This is a genomic window from Streptomyces sp. NPDC024555 (assembly GCF_055559335.1).
Genome location: NZ_JBVHKV010000002.1, coordinates 424,095 through 446,780, shown reverse-complemented (window position 1 = coordinate 446,780; position 22,686 = coordinate 424,095). Strand labels below are relative to the sequence as shown.

The window sequence follows — 22,686 nt, the reverse complement described above, 5'->3', positions numbered from 1 at the left end:
GGTGGACACGGCACTGGAACTGCTCGACGAGATCGGCCTCGACGCCCTCTCCACCCGCAGGCTCGCCACCGCACTCGGGGTACGCCCCGGCGCCCTGTACTGGCACGTGAAGAACAAGCAGGACCTGCTGGACGCCCTGGCCGAGAAGATCCTCGGCGAACTGGCCCCGGTCCCGCCCGCCGACGCCGCCACCTGGCCCGACGCGGTGCGCCGGATGGCCGTCGACATGCGGCGGGTGCTCCTCGCCCACCGGGACGCCGCCCGGCTGGTGGCCGGATCCGCCTGGCTCGGCCCGCACCGCCTCGGCTTCGCCGACGGACTGATGCGCGTCCTGAGCGTCACCGGAGCCCCCGTCGCCGCCGTCGCGCACGGCTGCGACACGGTGGTCAGCTACGTCACGGGCTTCGTCCTCCAGGAGCAGAGCGAGACCGGCACCGCCGAGGACGCCGAAAGCGCCCAGGAGCCCGGCGAGGCCCCCGATTTCAGCGGGTTCCCGCATCTGGGGGCCTGGGCGGCCGAATGGAACCCCGGGGTCCGGCAGGAGGCGTTCGCGGCGGGCCTGGAGATCCTGGTCACCGGCCTCGACCGGTACCTGTCCCACCGGCCGCACGCCTGAGACGGGACGGACGGACGGACGGACGGCCGCCGCGGGGCATCCCCGCGACGGCCGTCCGTATCGTTCCCCCGTTTTCCCGTTCCCCCGTCCCCGCGGGTGTCAGCGCCTGCGGAAGGAGCTCACATAGCCCGGGGCCGGAGTCCCGACGCCCGTGACGTCGTCGTAGCCGCGCACGGCGGCCAGCGAGGCGTCCTTGCCGAGGCTGCGCACCGAGGTCCGCAGCCCGTCCGCCGCGTCGACCCCGTTGACGAAGTCCACCCGGGCCACGGCCAGATCGCGCTTGGCGCCCAGCGGGTGGTCCGTCACGTCGTGGTACGTCTTCGAGCCGTAGCGGGCGTAGATCGCCGGGTTGGCGAAGCCGAGCGGACGGCCGTGCGCGGCCTGCTGGGCGAGGGCCTGCACCCCGGCGACGACCGGCGCGGCCAGCGAGGTGCCGCCGATGCGGTACTCGTCGTAGGCGAGGGAACCGTCGGGCATGGTCTGCGTCTGGCCGACCAGGAAGCCGGTGTTCGGGTCCGCGACGGCCGCGATGTCCGGCACGGTGCGCATCCGGGTCTTCCCGTTGGCGCGGGCCAGCGCGTCCGGCACGGTGCCGCGCTGGTAGAACGGCTGCTTCACGGTGGCGCTGGTGCCGCCGCCCGCGCCCGAGGTGTACGCGCCGGGGAAGTCGGTCCAGCTGCGGCCGTCCTCGGACAGGAGCGCGTTCTTCGTGCCCCAGCCGGTCTCCCACTGGTACGCGTCGTGCTTGCCGACCGCCAGCGAGGTGCCGCCGACCGAGGTCACCCAGGCGGAGTTGGCGGGGACGTCGACCTGCTTGGTCCCGGTGGACGCGACGTTGTCACCGGCGTCGCCCGAGGAGAAGTAGAAGCCGATGCCCTCGATCGCGCCCATCTTGAACACCTGGTCGTAGGCGAGCGCCAGGTCCGGGGTCTGGTTGGCCTCGATGTCGCCCCAGGAGTTGGAGACGATGTCGGCGAGCCGGGAGTCGACGACCTTGTTCAGCGAGTCCAGCAGATCGTTGTCGTAGCAGGACGCGCCGCCCACGTACACGATGTTCGCGTCCGGCGCGACGGCGTGCACGGCCTCGACGTCGAGGGTCTCCTCGCCGTACCAGCCGGAGGCCCCGCACTCCTCGGTCCTCGTGTAGTCGTCCGGGAGGACCTGGGAGAGCTGGCCGCGCCGGTAGGGCGCGTCGCCGTTGCGCCTGGCGTACTCGGAGGCGTCCTTCGCGATGGTGGGGGAGGCGTACGCGTCGGTGATCGCGACGGTCACGCCCTTGCCCGTGTAGCTCCCGGCCCCGTACGCGGAGCGCAGCTGCTTGCCGGTGTAGCCCTTGACCGCGTACGGCACCTTCGCGCCGTAGGCCTTCGGGAGGGAGGAGGCGGTGTTCGAGCCGAAGTAGCTGGAGAACGGACCCGAGTTGCGGAACACGGCGTCCGGCGGCGGAAGGACCTCGTCGTGGCTGGACCGGTGCGGCGCGTTGTCCAGACCGGAGACGGCGAGGACGGCGTCGCCGAGCGCGGCGGGCACGGTCGCGGTGGCCGCCGGCGCCCGGTAGGTCCGGCCGCTCCTGCGGTACTCGCGCAGCTGGGTGCCGAAGGCCTTCTCGGCCGTGGCGACGTCACCCGTGGCCGAGACGTAGTGCTGGTTGGCGCCCGTGACCGTGAGCCCGGAGTCCTTGAGCCACCGGCTCACCCGGTCGATCTGCTCCGGCGTCGCCCCGAACCGGGCCTGCGCCTGGGCCGGGCTCAGATACTTCCCGTACGAGGCCGACTCCGGGTCGGACACGGCGGCGGCGTACGCGGTGAGGCCCGCGGCGTCCCGTCCGGCCAGGTGGACCCGGACGGAGACCTTCGCGCTGTCGGCCGAGGCGCCCCGGTCGGCCGATGCGGTGGCCCAGGCCGGCTTGGTCCCCTGCAACGCCGCTCGGGCGCCGGGTGCGGCGTCTGCGCTGGCGTCGGGTATCCCGAGGGCGAGCGCCCCGGCGAGCATGGGCAGTGTCACTGCCATGCTCAGCCCGGCGCGTCGTCCGGCGCGGCTGATTCTCAACGTAACCCCCTGCGATATGGGTCTCGCGTGTGGACCATGTGCCGGATGATGTGCACATGTAAGGGGACACTCTGGCGAGGAACGTCTCATGTATGGGGCATGTATAAGCCAAGAATCGGCCAAGGGAGCCTCAAGCATGGCCGGTTGACGCCAAATCGCCGGGCTTCGCACCCTCGCCCGACGGACCCCGCCGGCGGCGGGTAGAGTCCGAAGGGCCGCGACTGGCGTGCACCCTCCGGGGTGTTCCGTGGAACCGACCACGAGGGAGCGGCACACCCGGGCGTGCCCGGGGGCCATCGCCGGAGAGCCGTCCGCCTGGGCGATCCGGGTCCATGTCGCCGCGTGCGACCGACCCGGGAGGACTCCCATGACCGTGTCCGTACCCACCCCGCCGCGCCACTCCGCCCTGACGGCGGCCGATCCCGAACTCGCCGCCCTCGTGGCCGCCGAGGAACGGCTCCAGGCCGACACCCTGCGCCTGATCCCCAGCGAGAACTACGTCTCCGCCGCCGTGCTCGAAGCGTCCGGCACGGTCCTCCAGAACAAGTACTCCGAGGGCTACCCCGGCAAGCGCTACTACGAGGGCCAGCAGGTCATCGACCAGGTCGAGGCGATCACCGTCGAGCGGGCGAAGGCCCTGTTCGGCATGGAGCACGCCAACGTCCAGCCCTACTCCGGCTCCCCGGCCAACCTCGCCGTCTACCTCGCCTTCCTGAAGCCCGGCGACACCGTCCTCGGCATGTCCCTCCCGATGGGCGGCCACCTCACCCACGGCTGGGGCGTCTCGGCCACCGGCACCTGGTTCAACGGCGTCCAGTACGGCGTCCGCCGCGACACCGGCCGCGTCGACCTGGACGAGGTCCGCGACCTGGCCCTGGCCGAACGCCCCAAGCTCATCTTCTGCGGCGGCACCGCCGTCCCCCGCACCATCGACTTCGCCGGCTTCGCGGAGATCGCCCGGGAGGTCGGCGCCGTCCTCGTCGCCGACATCGCCCACATCGCGGGCCTGATCGCCGGCGGCGCCCACCCCTCGCCCGCCCCCCACGTCGACGTCGTCTCCACCACCACCCACAAGACGCTCCGCGGCCCCCGCGGCGCCATGCTCCTCAGCCGCGCCGAACACGCCCGCGCCCTCGACCGCGCCGTCTTCCCCGGCCTCCAGGGCGGCCCCCACAACCAGACCACCGCCGCCATCGGCGTCGCCCTCAACGAGGCCGCCACCCCCGCCTTCTGCTCCTACGCCCACACCGTCGTCGCCAACGCCCGCGCCCTCGGCGAAGAACTCGCCGCCCGAGGCTTCGACCTCGTCTCCGGCGGCACCGACAACCACCTCCTCCTCATCGACCTCACCACCAAGGACATCCCCGGCAAGGTGGCGGCGAAGGCCCTCGACCGCGCCGGCATCGTCGTCAACCACAACACCGTCCCCTACGACCCCCGCAAGCCCTTCGACCCCTCCGGCATCCGCCTCGGCACCCCGGCGCTCACGTCCCGGGGCCTCTCCACTTCCGACATGGCCACCGTCGCCACCTGGATCGACCGCGCCGTCACCGCCGCCCGCACGGGCGACGAGACCACCCTCACGGCGATCCGCGCCGAGGTGAAGGACCTGATGGACGCGCACCCGGCCCCGGGCCTCCCGATCGCCTGACCCGGCCACCGCACACGACAGCGCCCCGCCCCGGACGACTCCGGGACGGGGCGCTGGGCGTCCGGGCGTCAGCCCTGGACGGCGTACGTGATGAAGTCGCTCCACACGGTGGGGGAGACGGCGAGTTCGGGGCTGTGCCGGTCCTTGGAGTCCCGGACGTGGACGGCCGTGGGGCAGGCGGCGACCTCGACGCAGTTGTCGCCCTCCGAGCCGCTGTAGCTCGACTTGTGCCAGGACATCGCCACCTCGACGCAGTCGTCACCCTGCGAGCCGCTGTAACTGCTCTTGAACCAGGCCAGTTCGGACGTGCTCATAGCGCTCCTCGCATTCGCTTCAGCAGGCTCAGCGAATCCTCGGGCGTCAGAGCCTGCGAGCGCAGTTTCGCATATCGCTGCTGGAGCACGCTGATCTCCTTCGCGTCGGAGATCAGCCGTCCATTCTGTTGCCCTTCCGAATACGCGAACCAGCGGTGCTCTGGCGTCTCGGCCAGTCGCATCGGCCCATCAAGCCCCGCGTGACGTGGCTGCCGCGTGGGCATGATCTGGATCTCCACGTTCCAGTTGCTCTCGGCCAACTCGATGAGGTGATCCAGCAGTTCTCGCGTGACCTCGTCGCCGCCCGTCCTGCGCTCCAGCACCGACTGCTCGATGATGAAGCTGAAGGCCGTGGGCGGCTTCCGGTGGACGGACAGGAGGTCCTGACGGGCCATACGCGCCGCGATGCGCTGGTCAAGTTCCTCCGGGTCCGGGAGGGGCGGCACGTCCAACGAAACGGCCCGCGCGTACGCCTCGGTCTGCAACAAACCGGGCACCACACGGCACTCGTACGTGTACAGGCTGATCGCCGTCGCCTCGAAACGAGCCCACTGGACGAACCAACTCGCCAGCCCCGCCTGCCGGGTGAGGAAAGGTGCGGCGCGGCGCAAGGCGCCCGTGTTGCCGAGGGCCGGTTCCGCGCCCTCCACGAAATCGCGATCGGGCATACGACGCCCCTGCTCGATGGAGGCGATCGTGTGCTTCGAGTACCCGACGAGCGCACCGAACTCCTCGCGGCTCAGCCCCGCGTGCTCCCGTAACGCGTGGACGACCGCGCCGAAGGTGCGAAGGCTGTCCGACGCCTCCGGTTCCGTACCGCCCGCCGATGCCGTGCCGTTGCCGTCCATGCCCTCGTAGGCCATCGCCGGACACCTCCCGTGCTGTTCGCCCGCCGTACCGCTTCCGACTGGCGTACATCGTCACGGACCGTGACGCGTACTGTCTACCGAACGTGCGCGTACGCTGACCTTGCGTACGCGCTCCGCCCCTGGTGAAGGGGGACGTCCCGGCGGCACCGTGGGCATATGGCAGCACCCTCCGCCTCCGGCACCCTCGAAGCGTCCGTCACCGTATGTGTGTTCGTCCAGCGCTTCAGCTCCACCCCGCGCGGCGCCCGCCTCGCCCGCCGGCTCGCCCTGCACCAGCTCGACCTCTGGGGACTGCCGTACGGCAGCCCGACGTCCGACACCGCCGCCGTCCTGGTCGCCGAGCTGGCCGCCAACGCCGCCACCCACGGACGGATCCCGGGCCGCGACTTCGAACTGGTCCTCGGGCTCGTCCCCACCTCCCTGCGCATCGAGGTGTCCGACACCCGGGGTGAGTGCCGCCCGCCGTCCCCGGGGACGCCCCGCCCCGCGCCCCTCCCGCTCGCGGAGGGAGGGCGGGGTCTCCTCCTGGTCGAAGCGCTCGCCGACCGCTGGGCGGTGCTCGACCGCGACCCGATCGGCAAGACGGTCGTCGCGGAGCTGGACCTGCCGACGGCGGATCACGGGCTCGTCCACAGGGACCGGGCGCGGTTCTTGACCGAGCGGTGGCAGACAGGCGAGCGTGAGGCGAGCGAGGACATCGCAACCGGACGCACGACCCGGCACGAGGGCGTGGACGACATGTTCAGGCACCTCGGCGAGGAGAACTGACCCCGGCGCCTGGGCGGCCCATGGCTGGCTTTCGGGACGACCGCTCGCTTCCGGCGTGCGTCCCGTCATGGAAGTGACATGGGCGCCCGGTGGGTGTGCTACCTGGCAGTATGCGGACGCGTTCCGCGTGGGGGGAGCCCCATGGGCAACAAAAAGCGCTGACCCACATTTCTGTCGGTCAGCGCTTCTGTGGCACTTCCTGCGAAGTGCCCCCGGCAGGATTCGAACCTGCGCACCCGGCTCCGGAGGCCGATGCTCTATCCCCTGAGCTACGGGGGCGTATCGCTGTGTTGCTCGGCGACGGGTGAAACACTACCAGCTTCCACGGGGTGCCCGTGAACAGGTATTCCGCGTCATCGCGGGAGGGCGTACGCCCCCTCGCACACACATTTGGCCAACCTTGCCGCCGCCGTCCGGGGGCGGAAGTGGGCAAAACCCGGACGCAGCCCCTCCGCCCCGCCTACTCTCGAAGGGTGTCAGGCGCGTGCGGCCGTGTGCTTGTTGTCGACGACAACAAGGTCATCCGGCACTTGATCAGGGTCAATCTCGAGCTGGAGGGCTTCGAGGTCGTGACCGCGGCCGATGGTGTCGAGTGTCTGGATCTCGTTCATCGGGTGAGTCCCGACGTGATCACACTCGATGTCGTCATGCCGCGGATGGACGGGCTGCAGACGGCCACCCGGCTGCGCTCCGATCCGCGGACCCGGCATCTGCCGCTGGCGATCGTCAGTGCCTGCACGCCGTACGAGGTGGACAGCGGGGTCGCGGCCGGGGTGGACGCGTTCCTCGCGAAGCCCTTCGAGCCCAGTGAGCTGGTGCGGCTGGTACGGACGTTGGCGGAGCGCGGGCGGACCGCCGTGCTGGACGGGCGGCAGGGGGCCGGGCGTGCGGAGAGCGCGGCCGGCTGACCGGATGGCGAAACGCGTTCGCTAAAGGCCCCCCTCCCTCGCCTACGCTTGTCCCGTGACCCCCGCAGACCTCTCCGCGACCGTGCTGCACGCCGTGCGCAGCGCGGTCGACGAGCATGTGCTGCGGGCGCCCGTGCCCAGCCGGGTGCGGGTCGAGCGGACGCGGCCCGGCGGCACCGGGGACTACGCCACCGCGGTCGCCCTCCAGCTCGCCGGACCAGCCGCGCGGCCCGCCCGCGAGGTCGCCGAGATCCTGTGCGCGCGCATGAGCGGGGTGCCGGGGCTCGGGCGCGTCGAGGTGACCGGCGCCGGGTTCCTGAACTTCACCCTCGACGCCGGTGCCGACACCGCCGCCCATCGCGCGGTTCTCGCCGGGGTGCGGGAGCGGGGCGCGCGGTACGGGTACGGGGACGCGCTCGCCGGGGAGGTGCTGCGCCTGCGCCCCGCCGACGAGGTCAGGGCCGCCGTCACCGCCGACGCCGTCCGCCGCCTGGCCCGCGCCCAGGGAGCCCGCGTCCGCGTCGACCACGCGGCCGGGACCGCCGGCCCGGACCTCGTCCGGCTGGGTGTGGAGGACGGCACGGACACGGACGCCGTCCCGGACACCGCGCCGTCCGCCGCGATACGGCCCGTCCCCGCCGGGACCACCGCCCCGGACTCCGCCCCCGCCATCACGATTCGGCCCGTCCCCGCCGGGACCACCGCCGCGGAGCTGCTGCGGCGGCTCGGCCCCGACGCCGCCCGATGGGGGCTGCTGCGCGCCGCCGGGCACGACCGCGCGGCGCTCGGGGACGGCCTCCTGGTCCAGGGCGAGGGCAACGCGCTCTTCCTGGTCCGCCACGCCCACGCCCGTACGCACGCGATGACCCGGGGCGCCGCCCTGCTCGGCTTCGCCGCCGCCGGTCCGGACGAGGCGGCCGCCGTGCCCGCGGGGCCCGAGGCGGACGCGCTGTACGGGCTGCTCGCCGACCACCCCGCCGAGCTGGCCGCCGCCGCCCGGCACCGCGCCCCCGACCGGCTCGCCCGCCACCTCGAAGCGGTGGCCCACGCCTTTCTCGACGTCCACGACGCCGCCTCGCCGCTGCCCGTCGGGGACGAGAAACCCTCGGCCGCCCACCGCTCCCGGCTCGCCCTCGCCGAGGCCGCCGGGACGGTGCTGGCCGGCGGCCTGTCCCTGCTCGGCATCAGCGCGCCCCCGTACCTCTGACAGATCCGAGAGAGCAGAACCACACGATGAGCCGATCCGCACACCCCGCCGGACCCCGTCACGCCGACGTCCTGTCCGAGGGCCACTACGCCGCCCCCGCCGAGGACCTCAACGTGCTCGACCCGAAGGTCTGGTCCCGCACGGTCGCCCGCGACGAACGCGGTGCCCTCACCGTCGGCGGTATCGAAGTCGCCCGGCTGGCCGAGGAGTTCGGCACCCCCGCCTACTTCATGGACGAGTCCGACTTCCGGGCCCGCTGCCGTGCCTGGGCCGAGGCCTTCGGACCCGGCGCCGACGTCTTCTACGCCGGGAAGGCCTTCCTCTCCCGCGCCGTCGTGCGCTGGCTCAAGGAGGAGGGGCTCAACCTCGACGTCTGCTCCGGCGGCGAGCTGGCCACCGCGCTGGACGCCGGGATGCCCGCCGAGCGCATCGCCTTCCACGGCAACAACAAGACCGTCGCCGAGATCGAGCGCGCCGTCGCCGCGGGCGTCGGCCGGATCGTCCTCGACTCCTTCCAGGAGATCGTCCGCGTCGCCCACGCCGCCCAGCGGCTCGGCAGGCGCCAGCGCGTCCAGATCCGGGTGACCGTCGGCGTCGAGGCCCACACCCACGAGTTCATCGCCACCGCGCACGAGGACCAGAAGTTCGGCATCGCGCTGGCCGGGGGACAGGCCGCCGAGGCCGTGCGTCGCGCGCTCACCCTCGACGGGCTGGAGCTCGTCGGCATCCACTCCCACATCGGCTCGCAGATCTTCGACATGGCCGGCTTCGAGGTCTCCGCCCGCCGCGTGGTGCAGCTGCTCGCCGAGGTCCGCGACGAGCACGGCGTCGAACTGCCCGAGATCGACCTCGGCGGCGGCCTCGGCATCGCGTACACCTCCGAGGACGACCCGCGCGAGCCGCAGGAGATCGCCAAGGCGCTCGGCGACATCGTGACCCGCGAGTGCGAGGCCGCCGGCCTCGCCACCCCGCGCATCTCCGTCGAGCCGGGCCGCGCCATCGTCGGCCCGACCGCCTTCACGCTGTACGAGGTCGGCACCATCAAGCCCCTGGAGGGGCTGCGCACCTACGTCAGCGTCGACGGCGGCATGTCGGACAACATCCGCACCGCGCTGTACGACGCCGAGTACAGCGTCGCGCTCGCCTCGCGGACCTCGGACGCCGAGCCCATGCTTGTCCGCATCGTGGGCAAGCACTGCGAGAGCGGGGACATCGTCGTCAAGGACGCGTTCCTCCCGGCGGACCTGGCCCCCGGCGATCTGGTCGCCGTTCCCGCCACCGGCGCGTACTGCCGCTCCATGGCCAGCAACTACAACCACGCCCTGCGTCCGCCGGTCATCGCCGTGCGCGACGGGGAGGCGCGGGTCATCGTCCGGCGCGAGACGGAGGAAGATCTCCTGCGTCTCGACGTCGGCTGACGACGATTTTCCGGGGGCGCGCCCCCGGGTCGCAGTAAACATCTCAGGATCCGGACGGGTGACAGAATCGCCCGTCCGGTGAGTGAGACTGGTTCACACATCAGATGTTGAGGAAACGAGGTCGGATGATGCGTACGCGTCCGCTGAAGGTGGCGCTGCTGGGCTGTGGAGTCGTCGGCTCAGAGGTGGCCCGCATCATGACGACGCACGCCGACGACCTCACGGCGCGCATCGGCGCCCCGGTCGAGCTCGCCGGTGTCGCCGTGCGCCGGCCCTCCAAGGTGCGCGAGGGCATCGACCCCGCGCTGATCACCACCGATGCGACCGCCCTGGTCAAACGGGGCGACATCGACGTCGTCATCGAGGTCATCGGCGGCATCGAGCCCGCCCGCACGCTCATCACCACCGCGTTCGAGCACGGCGCGAGCGTCGTCTCCGCCAACAAGGCGCTGCTCGCCGAGGACGGCGCCGCCCTGCACGCCGCCGCCGAGCAGCACGGCCGCGACCTGTACTACGAGGCCGCCGTCGCCGGTGCCATCCCGCTCGTCCGCCCGCTGCGCGAATCGCTGGCCGGCGACAAGGTCAACCGGGTCCTCGGCATCGTCAACGGCACCACGAACTTCATCCTCGACAAGATGGACACCAGCGGCGCCGGCTACTCCGAGGCGCTCGACGAGGCCACCGCCCTCGGCTACGCGGAGGCCGATCCGACCGCCGACGTCGAGGGCTTCGACGCCGCCGCGAAGGCCGCGATCCTCGCCGGCATCGCCTTCCACACCCGGGTGCGGATCGGCGACGTGCACCGCGAGGGCATCACCGAGGTCACCGCCGCCGACATCGCCTCCGCCCGCCGCATGGGCTGCACGGTCAAGCTGCTCGCCATCTGCGAGCGCGCCGCCGACGGGCAGTCCGTCACGGCCCGGGTGCACCCCGCGATGATCCCGCTCAGCCACCCGCTGGCCTCCGTCCGCGAGGCGTACAACGCGGTGTTCGTCGAGGCCGAGGCCGCCGGTCAGCTGATGTTCTACGGTCCCGGCGCCGGCGGCGCACCGACCGCCTCCGCGGTCCTCGGCGACCTCGTGGCGGTCTGCCGCAACCGGCTCAACGAGGCGCCCGGCCCCGGCGAGTCCGCCTACACCCGCCTGCCGGTGAGCCCGATGGGCGACGTCGTCACGCGGTACCACATCAGCCTCGACGTGGCCGACAAGCCCGGCGTGCTCGCCCAGGTCGCGACGGTCTTCGCCGAGCAGGGCGTGTCCATCGACACCGTCCGCCAGCAGAGCCGGCCGGACAGTCAGGAATCGGACGGCGAGGCCTCCCTCGTCGTCGTCACCCACCGCGCGCCCGACGCCGCCCTCTCCGGGACCGTCGAGGCGCTGCGCAAGCTCGACACCGTGCGCGGTGTCGCCAGCATCATGCGTGTTGAAGGGGAGTAAGGACCCATGACCACCAAGGGCACCCACCAGTGGCGCGGCATCATCGAGGAGTACCGGGACCGGCTCCCGGTCACGAGCACGACGCCGGTCGTCACGCTCCGTGAGGGCGGTACGCCGCTCGTCCCCGCTCAGGTCCTGTCCGAGCGCACGGGCTGCGAGGTGCACCTCAAGGTCGAGGGCGCCAACCCCACCGGTTCCTTCAAGGACCGCGGCATGACCATGGCCATCACCCGGGCCAAGGAGGAGGGTGCGCAGGCCGTCATCTGCGCCTCCACCGGCAACACCTCCGCCTCCGCCGCCGCGTACGCGGTGCGCGCCGGCATGGTCTGCGCCGTCCTCGTCCCGCAGGGCAAGATCGCCCTGGGCAAGATGGGCCAGGCGCTCGTCCACGGCGCCAAGATCCTCCAGGTCGACGGAAACTTCGACGACTGCCTGACGCTCGCCCGTTCACTTTCGGACAACTACCCGGTGGCGCTGGTCAATTCGGTCAACCCGGTCCGCATCGAGGGCCAGAAGACCGCCGCGTTCGAGATCGTCGACGCGCTCGGCGACGCCCCGGACATCCACGTCCTCCCGGTCGGCAACGCGGGCAACATCACCGCCTACTGGAAGGGCTACACCGAGTACGCCAAGGACGGCGTCTCCTCGCGCACCCCGCGCATGTGGGGCTTCCAGGCCTCCGGCTCCGCGCCCATCGTGCGCGGCGAGGTCGTCAAGGACCCGTCGACCATCGCCACCGCCATCCGGATCGGCAACCCGGCCTCCTGGCAGTACGCCCTGGCCGCGCGCGACGAGTCCGGCGGCTTCATCGACGAGGTCACGGACCGTCAGATCCTGTCCGCCTACCGTCTGTTGGCCTCCCAGGAGGGCGTCTTCGTGGAGCCCGCCTCGGCGGCCTCCGTGGCCGGTCTGCTGAAGGCCGCCGAAGAGGGCAAGGTCGACCCCGGCCAGAAGATCGTCTGCACGGTCACCGGCAACGGCCTCAAGGACCCCGACTGGGCCGTCGCGGGCGCCCCGCAGCCGGTCACCGTCCCGGTCGACGCCGCCACCGCGGCCGAGCGGCTGGGTCTCGCGTAACACCCGGCGCACCCGGCAGCCGCCCCCGGGCCCGTCCGCGCGACGGGCCCGGGAAACGGCGACACCTCGTCAGAAACGCAGCTCAAACGCCCCTTTTCGGGGCGGCGAGCGCACCGGCGGCGTGCGACACGCATCGTGCGCCTCCTGTGCGCCCTATGTCGCGACAGAACCTTCCTTCGATAAGCTGTACCCAACCCAGTCCGCCCCGCCGTACGAGCCGGGGTGCACGGGTCGTTGCGGTCCCCCCTGAAGTACGCCAGGAAAACCCCCGTACCACCCCGAAGTACCCCCATCCCCAGAAGCCCCGCAGCTTCTCGCATGTCCCCGCCGCCTCACAAGGAGAGTCGTCAGAGCGATGGCCGGTCCCGCCTTCCGAGCCGCCGCCGTCCGGGTGCGCGTCCCCGCCACCAGCGCCAATTTGGGCCCGGGTTTCGATGCCCTCGGCCTGTCGCTGGGCCTGTACGACGACGTCGTCGTCCGCGTCGCCGACTCCGGACTGCACATCGACATCGCCGGTGAGGGCGCGGACACGCTGCCCCGCGACGAGAAGCACCTCCTCGTGCGGTCCCTGCGCACCGCCTTCGACCTGCTCGGCGGACAGCCCCGCGGCCTGGAGATCGTCTGCGCCAACCGCATCCCGCACGGACGCGGCCTCGGCTCCTCCTCCGCCGCCATCTGCGCCGGCATCGTCGCGGCCCGCGCCGTGACCACCGGCGGTGACGCCCGGCTCGACGACGCCGCCCTGCTGGAGCTGGCCACCGAGATCGAGGGCCACCCGGACAACGTCGCCGCCTGTCTGCTCGGCGGATTCACGCTGGCCTGGATGGACGGGGGATCGGCGCGCGCGATCAGGATGGATCCCGCTGATTCCATCGTTCCGGTGGTTTTCGTCCCCGGCAAGCCGGTGCTCACCGAGACCGCCCGCGGCCTGCTGCCGCGCTCCGTCCCGCACGTCGACGCCGCCTTCAACGCCGGCCGTGCCGCGCTCCTCGTCGAGGCCCTGACCAGGCGCCCCGAGCTGCTGCTCACGGCCACCGAGGACCGGCTCCACCAGGAGTACCGCGCCCCGGCCATGCCGCAGAGCGCGGAACTGGTGGCCCGGCTGCGCGCCGAAGGCGTTCCCGCGGTCATCTCCGGTGCCGGACCCACCGTGCTGGCACTGGCCGAGGACGGTGCGGCCGACAAGGTCGCACGACTGGCGGGCGAGGGCTGGGCGGCCAACCGGCTCGCTCTCGACGCCCAGGGAGCGAGTGTGCTGCCGCTCGCCGCGTAGGCGAGAAGTGGTTGCCGGTGACCGAGAGGGGGAATGTTTGTTGGAGCCGGTAGTGTTAATCTCAAGTCTGCAATCGACGTCTATGTGGCGCGTTGCTTCGTGTCCCTTTCCGGGACCACCAATTCTTCCGGGAGCCTCCCCAACTGCCTGAGCAGCCTGCCTGAGCAGTTTCGAGCACGCTCCGGAACCGGCACGACACCCCTCGCTTGTCCAGGAGTGGGCCGAGCAGGGGGATGCTCGCGCCGGACCCATGCACACGTTCACCTCTCCGCCGTACCTACCCGGCGGGACCACCGCCCCGGCACGGTCCGCACCGAAGACCGCAGTCGGACAGCACAACCGGTCGCCGAGCCAGAAGGCCGACGTCCGCTCCAGGGAAGGACCCTTCGTGAGCGACACCACCGATCTGATGGGCGTGACTGCCGACAAGAACGTCGACAGCGCCGCGCCCGCCGAAGGTGCTGCCACTGGCACCACCGCACGGCGCCGCCGCTCCGGCACCGGCCTTGACGGCATGGTCCTGGCCGAGCTGCAGCAGGTCGCGTCCGGCCTCGGCATCAAGGGCACTGCGCGGATGCGCAAGAGCCAGCTGATCGAGGTCATCAAGGAGGCCCAGGCCGGCGGCTCCGCCGCGCCGAAGGCCAAGGCCGCGGCCCCCGCCGAGGAGGCCAAGACCGCGCCGAAGCGCCGGGCCACCTCCAAGGCGCGCACCGGCGCCGGGGACGAGACCCCGGCCGCCGCCCCCGCCGAGCAGCCCGCGGCCCAGCAGCAGATCGACATCCCCGGGCAGCCCGCCAGCGACGAGGCGCCCGCGGGCGAGCGCCGCCGCCGCCGCGCCACCGCGCAGGCCGGCAGCCCGGAGACCAAGTCCGAGACCAAGGACCGGGCCAAGGACGAGCCCAAGCACGAGGCGCCCGCCGAGGACCGTTCCGAGTCCAAGGCCGAGGCCGCCGCCGACAACGCCGAGGGGCGTCGCGGCGACCGCCAGGAGCGCGGTCAGCGCGGCGACCGCCGCGAGCGTCAGCGCGACCGCCGCAACAAGGGCGACGAGCAGGGCCAGGGCCAGGGACAGGGCGGCCAGAGCCGGCGCGGCCAGCAGAACCAGGGCCAGCAGGGCGGCGGACCGCAGGACGACTTCGACGACGAGGGCGGCCGGCGCGGCCGCCGGGGCCGCTACCGCGACCGCCGGGGCCGTCGCGGACGCGACGACTTCGCCGGCGAGGTCGCCGTCTCCGACGACGACGTGCTGATCCCCGTCGCGGGCATCCTCGACATCCTCGACAACTACGCGTTCATCCGGACCTCCGGCTACCTGCCCGGTCCGAACGACGTGTACGTCTCGCTCGCCCAGGTCCGCAAGAACGGCCTGCGCAAGGGCGACCACGTCACGGGTGCCGTGCGCCAGCCCAAGGACGGCGAGCGCCGCGAGAAGTTCAACGCGCTGGTCCGGCTGGACTCGGTCAACGCCGGAGCGCCCGAATCCGGCCGCGGCCGGCCGGAGTTCCAGAAGCTGACCCCGCTCTACCCGCAGGACCGGCTCCGTCTGGAGACCGACTCCAACGTCCTGACGACGCGGATCATCGACCTGGTCGCCCCCATCGGCAAGGGCCAGCGCGGTCTGATCGTGGCCCCGCCGAAGACCGGCAAGACCATGATCCTCCAGGCCATCGCCAACGCGATCACGGTCAACAGCCCCGAGTGCCACCTGATGGTCGTCCTGGTCGACGAGCGTCCGGAAGAGGTCACCGACATGCAGCGGTCGGTGAAGGGCGAGGTCATCTCCTCGACCTTCGACCGCCCCGCCGAGGACCACACCACCGTCGCCGAGCTGGCCATCGAGCGCGCCAAGCGCCTCGTGGAGCTGGGTCACGACGTGGTCGTCCTGCTGGACTCGATCACCCGCCTGGGACGCGCGTACAACCTCGCGGCCCCGGCCTCCGGGCGCATCCTGTCCGGTGGTGTCGACTCGACCGCGCTCTACCCGCCGAAGCGCTTCTTCGGTGCCGCGCGCAACATCGAGGACGGCGGCTCGCTGACCATCCTGGCCACCGCGCTCGTCGAGACCGGCTCGCGCATGGACGAGGTGATCTTCGAGGAGTTCAAGGGCACCGGCAACATGGAGCTCAAGCTCGACCGCAAGCTCTCCGACAAGCGGATCTTCCCGGCGGTGGACGTCGACGCGTCCTCCACCCGCAAGGAGGAAATCCTGCTGGGCAGCGAGGAGTTGGCGATCGTCTGGAAGCTCCGCCGGGTGCTCCACGCGCTGGACCAGCAGCAGGCGATCGAGCTGCTGCTGGACCGGATGAAGAAGACCCAGTCCAACGCGGAGTTCCTGCTCCAGATCCAGAAGACGACGCCGGCCCCGGGCAACAACGACTAGGGCCGTCCCGCTTCGCACGACCGGGCCGCCCCGGCACTTCGGTGCCGGGGCGGCCCGGTCGTTGCCGTCCCGAGACCTTCGCCACACGGCCGTCCGCCGCCACGGGGCCCGTCCGGTCGCTGTAGAGGACAAGAAACCGCAGGTGAGCGCGGGGTCACGGGCTGCTGCCCGGCCCCTCGCGCGGTTCCGTTCCTTACCCGGAGGCCACAACCCCCTGTGCAACCCTTTCTGTCGCCGCCACGTCGTACCCGACAGTGACAAAGCGGCACACACACCCGCACACCACGCAGGGGGCGGTAGCCGGGACCGGGCCGAGGGATCGAGGAGAGCGATGAGCGGACAGCGCGGGAGCACCAGCCGAATACGGGCCACCGGCCGCCGCCGGAGGAAGCCGTCGCGCCGCCGCAGGGCGGCCGTCGTCGCCGCCTGGGGCCTGGCCGGACTGGTCGTCGTCGGGGGATCGGGTCTCGGATACGCCTACTTCCACCTCAACGGCAACCTCAAGGCCGTCGACATCAACAACGCGCTGGGCAAGAACCGCCCCGAGAACGTCGACAACGGCTCCGAGGACATCCTCGTGCTCGGCTCCGACTCCCGTTCCGGCGCCAACGCCGCGTACGGCGAGGACCAGGGCGGCGCCCGCTCCGACACCGCGATGGTCGTGCACGTCAACAAGGGGCACAAGTCCGCGAGTGTGGTCTCCATCCCGCGCGACACCCTCGTCACCCGTCCCGAGTGCACCGGCGACGTGAGCGGCGAACCCGTCGCCGGCCAGGAGCGGGCCATGTTCAACACGGCGTACGAGGTCGGCGGACCGGCCTGCGCCGTCAAGACCGTCGAGGCGATGTCCGGGATCCGGATGGACCACTACATCGAGGTCGACTTCACCGGCTTCAAGAAGCTCGTCGACAAGCTCGGCGGTGTCGAGATCACCACCAGCCGGGCCATCGACGACCCCAAGAGCCATCTGGACCTGGCCCCCGGCACCCACACCCTGAACGGCGAGCAGGCGCTCGGCCTGGTCCGCACCCGCAAGAGCGTCGGCGACGGCAGCGACCTCGGGCGCATCCAGCTCCAGCAGGACTTCATCAAGGCGCTCATCAAGCAGGCCACAAGCGTCGGCGTCCTCGACGGCACCAAGCTCTACGGCATCGCGGACACCGCCACCAAGGCCGTCACCACCGACTCCGACCTCGGCTCGGTCACCAAGCTGGCGGGCTTCGCGACCGGGCTGAAGGGCCTCGGCGCCGACGACGTCCGCATGGTGACCCTGCCCGTGCGCTACGACCCCGCCGATCCCAACCGGGTCGTCCCGCTGGAGGAGGAGTCGAAGCAGGTGTGGACCGCGCTCCGCGCCGATCGGCCGATTCCCGCCTCCGCCCTGGAGAACTCCGCGGGTGACAAGGGCGACGCCGGGCAGATCGTGCGCTGACCCCGGCCAGGGAATAGCCGGCGGCCCACCCCGGTTTTGGGAGATACGGCCGGTCCTGGCAGACTGGTACGTCGGCCCCGGTTCACGGACGCGCAATCCGCACGGACGACCCGGTGCCCTCCCGAACCTAGGAGAAACCCTTGAAGCGCGACATCCACCCCCAGTACGTCGAGACGCAGGTCAGCTGCACCTGTGGCGCGTCGTTCACCACCCGTTCGACGCTGGACAGCGGCACCATCCGTGCCGACGTCTGCTCCGAGTGCCACCCGTTCTACACGGGCAAGCAGAAGATCCTCGACACCGGTGGCCGCGTGGCCCGCTTCGAGGCCCGCTTCGGCAAGGCCGCCGGCACCGCCAGCAAGTAGCGAGCCGACAGCGCCGGTCCTCGGCGCCCTCGTTCCGGGGGCGCTGGGGCCGGCGTTTTTTCGGCCGGGGCGCGGGCCCCGCACCCTGGCCGGACAGGCATCTCTCCGGCAGGCACGACGAGCGAAGGAACCAGGAGCCCGAAGATGTTCGAGGCGGTCGAGGAACTGATCGGCGAGCAGTCCGATCTCGAGAAGAAGCTCGCGGACCCCGCGGTCCACGCGGACCAGGCCAACGCGCGCAAGCTCAACAAGCGCTACGCCGAGCTGACTCCCATCGTCTCCACCTACCGCTCCTGGAAGCAGGCCGGCGACGACATCGAGACCGCCCGCGAGTTCGCCGCCGACGACCCCGACTTCGCCGCCGAGGTCAAGGAGCTGGAGCAGGAGCGCGAGGAACTCACCGAGAAGCTCCGCCTGCTGCTCGTCCCGCGCGACCCCAGCGACGACAAGGACGTGCTCCTGGAGATCAAGGCCGGCGCGGGCGGCGACGAGTCCGCCCTGTTCGCCGGCGACCTCCTGCGCATGTATCTGCGCTACGCCGAGCGCGTCGGCTGGAAGACCGAGATCATCGACTCCACCGAGTCCGAGCTGGGCGGCTACAAGGACGTCCAGGTCTCCGTGCGCACCAAGGGCGGCAACGGCGCCACCGAGCCCGGCCAGGGCGTCTGGGCCCGGATGAAGTACGAGGGCGGCGTGCACCGCGTGCAGCGCGTGCCCTCCACCGAGTCCCAGGGCCGTATCCACACCTCCGCCGCCGGGGTGCTCGTCACCCCCGAGGCCGAGGAGGTCGACGTGGAGATCCACGCCAACGACCTGCGCATCGACGTCTACCGCTCCTCCGGCCCCGGCGGGCAGTCCGTCAACACCACCGACTCCGCGGTCCGCATCACCCACCTGCCGACCGGCGTCGTCGCCTCCTGCCAGAACGAGAAGAGCCAGCTCCAGAACAAGGAGCAGGCCCTGCGCATCCTGCGCTCGCGGCTGCTGGCCGCCGCCCAGGAGGCCGCCGAGCAGGAGGCCTCCGACGTGCGCCGCAGCCAGGTGCGCACGGTCGACCGGTCCGAGAAGATCCGTACGTACAACTTCCCGGAAAACCGCATCTCGGACCACCGGGTCGGCTTCAAGGCGTACAACTTGGACCAGGTGCTCGACGGGGACCTGGACGCCGTGATCCAGGCCTGTGTCGACGCCGACTCGGCGGCCAAGCTCGCCAACGCGTGAGCCGAGCCCCTCTGACCGCACCGCCCGTGAACCCGTACGGAGAACCGCGATGAACCTGCTGCTCGCCGAGGTGGCCCAGGCCACCCAGCGGCTGGCCGACGCCGGTGTCCCTTCGCCGCGCTTCGACGCCGAGGAACTCGCCGCGTTCGTGCACGGCGTCAAGCGGGGCGAGCTGCACAGCGTGCCGGACGCCGACTTCGACGCCCGCTACTGGGAGACGATCGCCCGCCGCGAGGCCCGCGAGCCGCTCCAGCACATCACCGGCCGGGCCTTCTTCCGCTATCTGGAGCTCCAGGTCGGCCCCGGGGTCTTCGTGCCCCGGCCGGAGACCGAGTCGGTGGTCGGCTGGGCGATAGACGCCGTCCGCGCGATGGACGTCGTCGAACCGCTGATCGTCGACCTGTGCACCGGATCCGGCGCCATCGCCCTCGCCATGGCCCAGGAGGTGCCGCGCTCGCGCGTGCACGCCGTGGAGCTGTCCGAGGACGCCCTGAAGTGGACCCGGAAGAACGCCGAGGACTCCAGGGTCACCGTCCACCGGGGCGACGCCCTGACCGCCCTGCCCGAGCTGGACGGCCAGGTCGACCTGGTCATCTCCAACCCGCCGTACATCCCGCTCACCGAATGGGAGTACGTGGCGCCCGAGGCCCGTGACCACGACCCGGAGATGGCCCTCTTCTCCGGCGAGGACGGCCTCGACACCATCCGGGGCATCGAGCGCACCGCGCACCGGCTGCTGCGTCCCGGCGGGCTCGTCGTCATCGAGCACGCCGACACCCAGGGCGGCCAGGTGCCGTGGATCTTCACCGAGGAGCGGGGCTGGGCGGACGCGGCCGACCACCCCGACCTCAACCGGCGCCCCCGGTTCGCCACGGCCCGCAAGGCCATGCCGTGACCGCCGGCACCCGTCCGTTCCAGCCCTACCCGTACATGCTTGAGGAGGCCGGCTAGATGGCACGGCGATACGACTGCAACGACGCGACCGACCGTACGACGGGTCTGCGCGAGGCCGCGTCGGCCGTCCGCCGCGGCGAGCTGGTCGTGCTGCCCACCGACACCGTGTACGGGATCGGTGCGGACGCCTTCGGCTCCGAGGCGGTCGGCGATCTGCTGGAGGCCAAGGGCCGCGGCCGGAACATGCCCTCGCCCGTGCTGATCGGCTCGCCGAACACCCTGCACGGCCTGGTCACCGACTTCTCCGAGATGGCCTGGGAGCTGGTCGACGCCTTCTGGCCCGGCGCCCTGACGATCATCGCCAAGCACCAGCCCTCGCTCCAGTGGGACCTGGGCGACACCCGGGGCACCGTCGCGATCCGGATGCCGCTGCACCCGGTCGCCATCGAACTGCTCACGGAGGTCGGCCCGATGGCCGTCTCCAGCGCCAACCTCACGGGCCACCCCGCCCCCGAGGACTGCGACGCCGCCCAGGAGATGCTCGGCGACGCCGTCTCCGTCTATCTGGACGGCGGTCCGACCCCGGGCATCGTGCCCTCCTCGATCGTCGACGTCACGGGCAAGGTACCGGTCCTGCTGAGGGCCGGCGCGCTCTCCGCGGAGGACCTGCGCACGGTGGTACCCGACCTCGAGGTGGCCAATTGACCGCCCCTGAGGGGCGTGGCATAGCGGGGCGGACCGACACCTTCCGCATCCTCCACGTCAGCACCGGCAACGTGTGCCGCTCACCCATCACCGAGCGGCTGACCCGGCATGCCCTCGTGGACCGGCTGGGCGATCCGCTCCAGGGCGGGCTGATCGTGGAGAGCGCCGGCACCTGGGGGCACGAGGGCGCCCCCATGGAGGCCAACGCGGAGGTGGTCCTCGCCGACTTCGGCGCCGACGCCACCGGCTTCGTGGGCCGCGAGCTCCTCGACGAGCACGTGATCCGCGCCGACCTCGTCCTCACCGCGACCCGCGACCACCGGGCCCAGGTGATCTCCATGGGGCATTCGGCGGGGCTGCGCACCTTCACGCTCAAGGAGTTCACCCGGCTCGTCCGGGCGATAGACCCGGCGACCCTGCCCGACGCCCGGGACGAGGGCGTCGTCGAGCGCGCCCGCGCCCTGGTCCGGGCGGCCGCCGCACTGCGCGGCTGGCTGCTCGCCCCCACCGCGGACGCCGACGAGGTCCACGACCCGTACGGCGCCCCCATCACGTTCTTCCGGTCCATCGGCGACGAGATCAACCAGGCCCTGGACCCCGTCGTCACGGCGCTGACGGGCGTGCCCGCCGCGCACTGATCCGCGCGGGACGCCCCGCGGGCGCGCCCGCGGCCGTACGGCGCGGACGCGGTGCCCGGGGTCCGGACGGGTGCACCCGGGTCCGGCAGCGGGCAGCGGCCGCCGTACGGGCCTACATTGGAGCCGACGCCACCCCTCCCCAGGCCCGGAGCCCCCGATGCCGGTCACCAGCACCAGCTCACCGTCCGCCGCCGCCGTCCCGCCGCAGGACTTCGGGGCGCTGCTCCGGGAGGATCCGGAGATCGCCGACGTGCTGGCGGGGGAGGCGCACCGGCAGGCGCACACGCTCCAGCTGACGGCCGCGGAGAACTTCGTCTCGCCCGCCGTCCTGGCCGCGCTCGGCTCCCCGCTCGCCAACAAGTACGCCGAGGGATATCCCGGCGCCCGCCACCACGGCGGCTGCGAGCAGGCGGACGCCGCCGAGCGGATCGCGGTCCGCCGGGCCACCGCGCTCTTCGGCGCCGAGCACGCCAATGTGCAGCCGCACTCCGGCTCCTCGGCCGTCCTCGCCGCCTACGCCGCGCTGCTGCGGCCCGGGGACACGGTCCTGGCGATGGGTCTCCCGTACGGGGGCCATCTCACCCACGGTTCGCCCGCCAACTTCTCCGGCCGGTGGTTCGAGTTCATCGGCTACGGAGTGGACCCGGAGAGCGGGCTGATCGACTACGACCAGGTCAGGGCCCTGGCCCTGACGCACCGGCCCAAGGCGGTCGTCAGCGGTTCGATCTCCTACCCGCGCCACATCGACCACGCGCGCTTCCGGGAGATCTGCGACGAGGCGGGCGCCTTCCTGATCGCCGACGCCGCGCATCCGATGGGGCTGATCGCCGGGGGAGCGGCGCCGAACCCCGTTCCGTACGCGGACGTCGTCTGCGCGACCACGCACAAGGTGCTGCGCGGTCCGCGCGGCGGGATGCTGCTGTGCGGGGCGGACCTGGCGGAGCGGATCGACCGCGCGGTGTTCCCGTTCACCCAGGGCGGCGCGCAGATGCACACCGTGGCCGCGAAGGCGGTGGCCTTCGGGGAGGCGGCGGCGCCGTCCTTCGCCGCGTACGCCCATCGGGTGGTCGCCCACGCCCGGGTGCTGGCCGCCGGTCTGGAGGCGGAGGGCTTCGAGATCGTCACGGGCGGCACCGACACCCATCTGATCGTCGCGGACCCGGCGCCGCTGGGCGTCGACGGCCCCGAGGCCCGCGCCCGGCTGGCCGACGCGGGGATGGTGCTGGACACCTGCGCGCTGCCGTACGGGAACGCCCGGGGCATCCGGCTGGGCACCGCGGCCCTCACCACCCAGGGCATGGACGACGCGGACATGGCCAGACTCGCCGTGCTGATCGGCTCCGCCGTGCGCCGGGAGGGCGATGCCGGCGCCGAGGTGCGCGAGATGGCCGAGGCGCATCCGCCGTACCCGGGGTGACATCGCACGTTTGTCCGTAAAGGGGTGCCCTGTGCAACCATCACGGGG

Annotated in this window: 20 protein-coding genes, 1 tRNA gene and 1 pseudogene; 17 read left to right on the top strand and 5 right to left on the bottom strand. The window is 72.1% G+C overall.

Annotated features, from left to right (window positions below; translation table 11 throughout):
- Position 1 precedes the first annotated feature (1 nt).
- Positions 2–616, top strand: coding sequence for a TetR/AcrR family transcriptional regulator C-terminal domain-containing protein (locus ACZ4FH_RS04600; RefSeq protein WP_467302200.1), 615 nt, complete (start codon positions 2–4; stop codon positions 614–616).
- 99 nt (positions 617–715) lie between these two features.
- Here the strand turns inward: ACZ4FH_RS04600 and ACZ4FH_RS04595 are convergent, their stop codons facing one another.
- On the bottom strand, positions 716–2,626 hold the full coding sequence (locus tag ACZ4FH_RS04595; RefSeq protein WP_467302198.1) for a S53 family peptidase: 1,911 nt from the start codon (positions 2,624–2,626) through the stop codon (positions 716–718).
- A 406-nt stretch (positions 2,627–3,032) separates the two neighbouring features.
- On the opposite strand from ACZ4FH_RS04595, the gene ACZ4FH_RS04590 reads away from it, so the two are divergent.
- Positions 3,033–4,316, top strand: coding sequence for a serine hydroxymethyltransferase (locus ACZ4FH_RS04590; RefSeq protein ID WP_467302197.1), 1,284 nt, complete (start codon positions 3,033–3,035; stop codon positions 4,314–4,316).
- A 68-nt stretch (positions 4,317–4,384) separates the two neighbouring features.
- Here the strand turns inward: ACZ4FH_RS04590 and ACZ4FH_RS04585 are convergent, their stop codons facing one another.
- Both ACZ4FH_RS04585 and ACZ4FH_RS04580 read right to left on the bottom strand, forming a co-directional pair.
- A complete protein-coding gene (locus ACZ4FH_RS04585) occupies positions 4,385–4,630 on the bottom strand; it encodes a DUF397 domain-containing protein (RefSeq protein WP_467302195.1) in 246 nt (81 codons plus the stop codon).
- Positions 4,627–5,493, bottom strand: coding sequence for a helix-turn-helix domain-containing protein (locus ACZ4FH_RS04580; RefSeq protein ID WP_467302193.1), 867 nt, complete (start codon positions 5,491–5,493; stop codon positions 4,627–4,629). Before ACZ4FH_RS04580 ends, ACZ4FH_RS04585 begins: the two co-directional genes overlap by 4 nt.
- A 162-nt stretch (positions 5,494–5,655) precedes the next feature.
- Here ACZ4FH_RS04580 and ACZ4FH_RS04575 point away from each other — a divergent pair.
- A pseudogene (locus ACZ4FH_RS04575) lies at positions 5,656–6,105 on the top strand (ATP-binding protein); the annotation flags it as partial.
- Between the two features lie 369 nt (positions 6,106–6,474).
- On the opposite strand, the gene ACZ4FH_RS04570 reads toward ACZ4FH_RS04575, so the two are convergent.
- Positions 6,475–6,546, bottom strand: a tRNA-Arg gene (locus tag ACZ4FH_RS04570).
- Positions 6,547–6,743: 197 nt separating this feature from the next.
- Positions 6,744–6,878: a hypothetical protein gene (locus ACZ4FH_RS04565; protein ID WP_383635481.1), complete on the bottom strand. Its 135-nt coding sequence runs from the start codon at positions 6,876–6,878 to the stop codon at positions 6,744–6,746.
- Between ACZ4FH_RS04565 and ACZ4FH_RS04560 the strand changes: the two genes are divergently transcribed.
- The 14 genes from ACZ4FH_RS04560 to ACZ4FH_RS04495 all read left to right on the top strand — a co-directional run bounded on the left by ACZ4FH_RS04560 (position 6,819) and on the right by ACZ4FH_RS04495 (position 22,638).
- Complete coding sequence (locus tag ACZ4FH_RS04560; RefSeq protein WP_383635453.1) at positions 6,819–7,175, top strand: response regulator; 357 nt, start codon at positions 6,819–6,821, stop codon at positions 7,173–7,175. The two genes, ACZ4FH_RS04565 and ACZ4FH_RS04560, sit on opposite strands and share 60 nt — an antisense overlap.
- A gap of 55 nt (positions 7,176–7,230) precedes the next feature.
- Positions 7,231–8,382, top strand: a complete 1,152-nt coding sequence (gene nrtL, locus ACZ4FH_RS04555; RefSeq protein ID WP_467302191.1) for an ArgS-related anticodon-binding protein NrtL — start codon at positions 7,231–7,233, stop codon at positions 8,380–8,382.
- A gap of 26 nt (positions 8,383–8,408) precedes the next feature.
- Complete coding sequence (gene lysA / locus ACZ4FH_RS04550; protein ID WP_467302189.1) at positions 8,409–9,800, top strand: diaminopimelate decarboxylase; 1,392 nt, start codon at positions 8,409–8,411, stop codon at positions 9,798–9,800.
- A gap of 125 nt (positions 9,801–9,925) precedes the next feature.
- Positions 9,926–11,236 (top strand): homoserine dehydrogenase, encoded by a 1,311-nt coding sequence (locus tag ACZ4FH_RS04545; RefSeq protein ID WP_383635026.1) that lies wholly within the window; start codon positions 9,926–9,928, stop codon positions 11,234–11,236.
- Between the two features lie 6 nt (positions 11,237–11,242).
- Positions 11,243–12,313 carry a threonine synthase gene (gene thrC / locus ACZ4FH_RS04540; RefSeq protein WP_383635028.1) on the top strand — a complete coding sequence of 357 codons (1,071 nt, stop codon included), beginning with the start codon at positions 11,243–11,245 and terminating at the stop codon, positions 12,311–12,313.
- A 355-nt stretch (positions 12,314–12,668) separates the two neighbouring features.
- Positions 12,669–13,586: a homoserine kinase gene (gene thrB / locus ACZ4FH_RS04535; protein ID WP_467302187.1), complete on the top strand. Its 918-nt coding sequence runs from the start codon at positions 12,669–12,671 to the stop codon at positions 13,584–13,586.
- Positions 13,587–13,974: 388 nt separating this feature from the next.
- A complete protein-coding gene (gene rho, locus ACZ4FH_RS04530) occupies positions 13,975–15,966 on the top strand; it encodes a transcription termination factor Rho (RefSeq protein WP_383635032.1) in 1,992 nt (663 codons plus the stop codon).
- A gap of 331 nt (positions 15,967–16,297) precedes the next feature.
- Entirely contained in the window at positions 16,298–17,398 is a 1,101-nt protein-coding gene (locus ACZ4FH_RS04525; RefSeq protein ID WP_467302185.1) for an LCP family protein, read from the top strand.
- Between the two features lie 140 nt (positions 17,399–17,538).
- On the top strand, positions 17,539–17,763 hold the full coding sequence (gene rpmE, locus ACZ4FH_RS04520; RefSeq protein ID WP_136203279.1) for a 50S ribosomal protein L31: 225 nt from the start codon (positions 17,539–17,541) through the stop codon (positions 17,761–17,763).
- Between the two features lie 144 nt (positions 17,764–17,907).
- Positions 17,908–18,984 carry a peptide chain release factor 1 gene (gene prfA, locus ACZ4FH_RS04515; RefSeq protein ID WP_467302183.1) on the top strand — a complete coding sequence of 359 codons (1,077 nt, stop codon included), beginning with the start codon at positions 17,908–17,910 and terminating at the stop codon, positions 18,982–18,984.
- 49 nt (positions 18,985–19,033) lie between these two features.
- Positions 19,034–19,879, top strand: a complete 846-nt coding sequence (gene prmC, locus ACZ4FH_RS04510; RefSeq protein ID WP_383635039.1) for a peptide chain release factor N(5)-glutamine methyltransferase — start codon at positions 19,034–19,036, stop codon at positions 19,877–19,879.
- Between the two features lie 56 nt (positions 19,880–19,935).
- The gene (locus tag ACZ4FH_RS04505) at positions 19,936–20,583 is read left to right on the top strand and encodes an L-threonylcarbamoyladenylate synthase (protein WP_467302182.1); all 648 of its coding nucleotides are present in this window, start codon (positions 19,936–19,938) and stop codon (positions 20,581–20,583) included.
- Positions 20,580–21,221, top strand: coding sequence for an arsenate reductase/protein-tyrosine-phosphatase family protein (locus ACZ4FH_RS04500; RefSeq protein WP_383635043.1), 642 nt, complete (start codon positions 20,580–20,582; stop codon positions 21,219–21,221). Before ACZ4FH_RS04505 ends, ACZ4FH_RS04500 begins: the two co-directional genes overlap by 4 nt.
- A gap of 157 nt (positions 21,222–21,378) precedes the next feature.
- Entirely contained in the window at positions 21,379–22,638 is a 1,260-nt protein-coding gene (locus tag ACZ4FH_RS04495) for a serine hydroxymethyltransferase (protein ID WP_467302180.1), read from the top strand.
- The last annotated feature ends 48 nt before the right edge of the window (positions 22,639–22,686 follow it).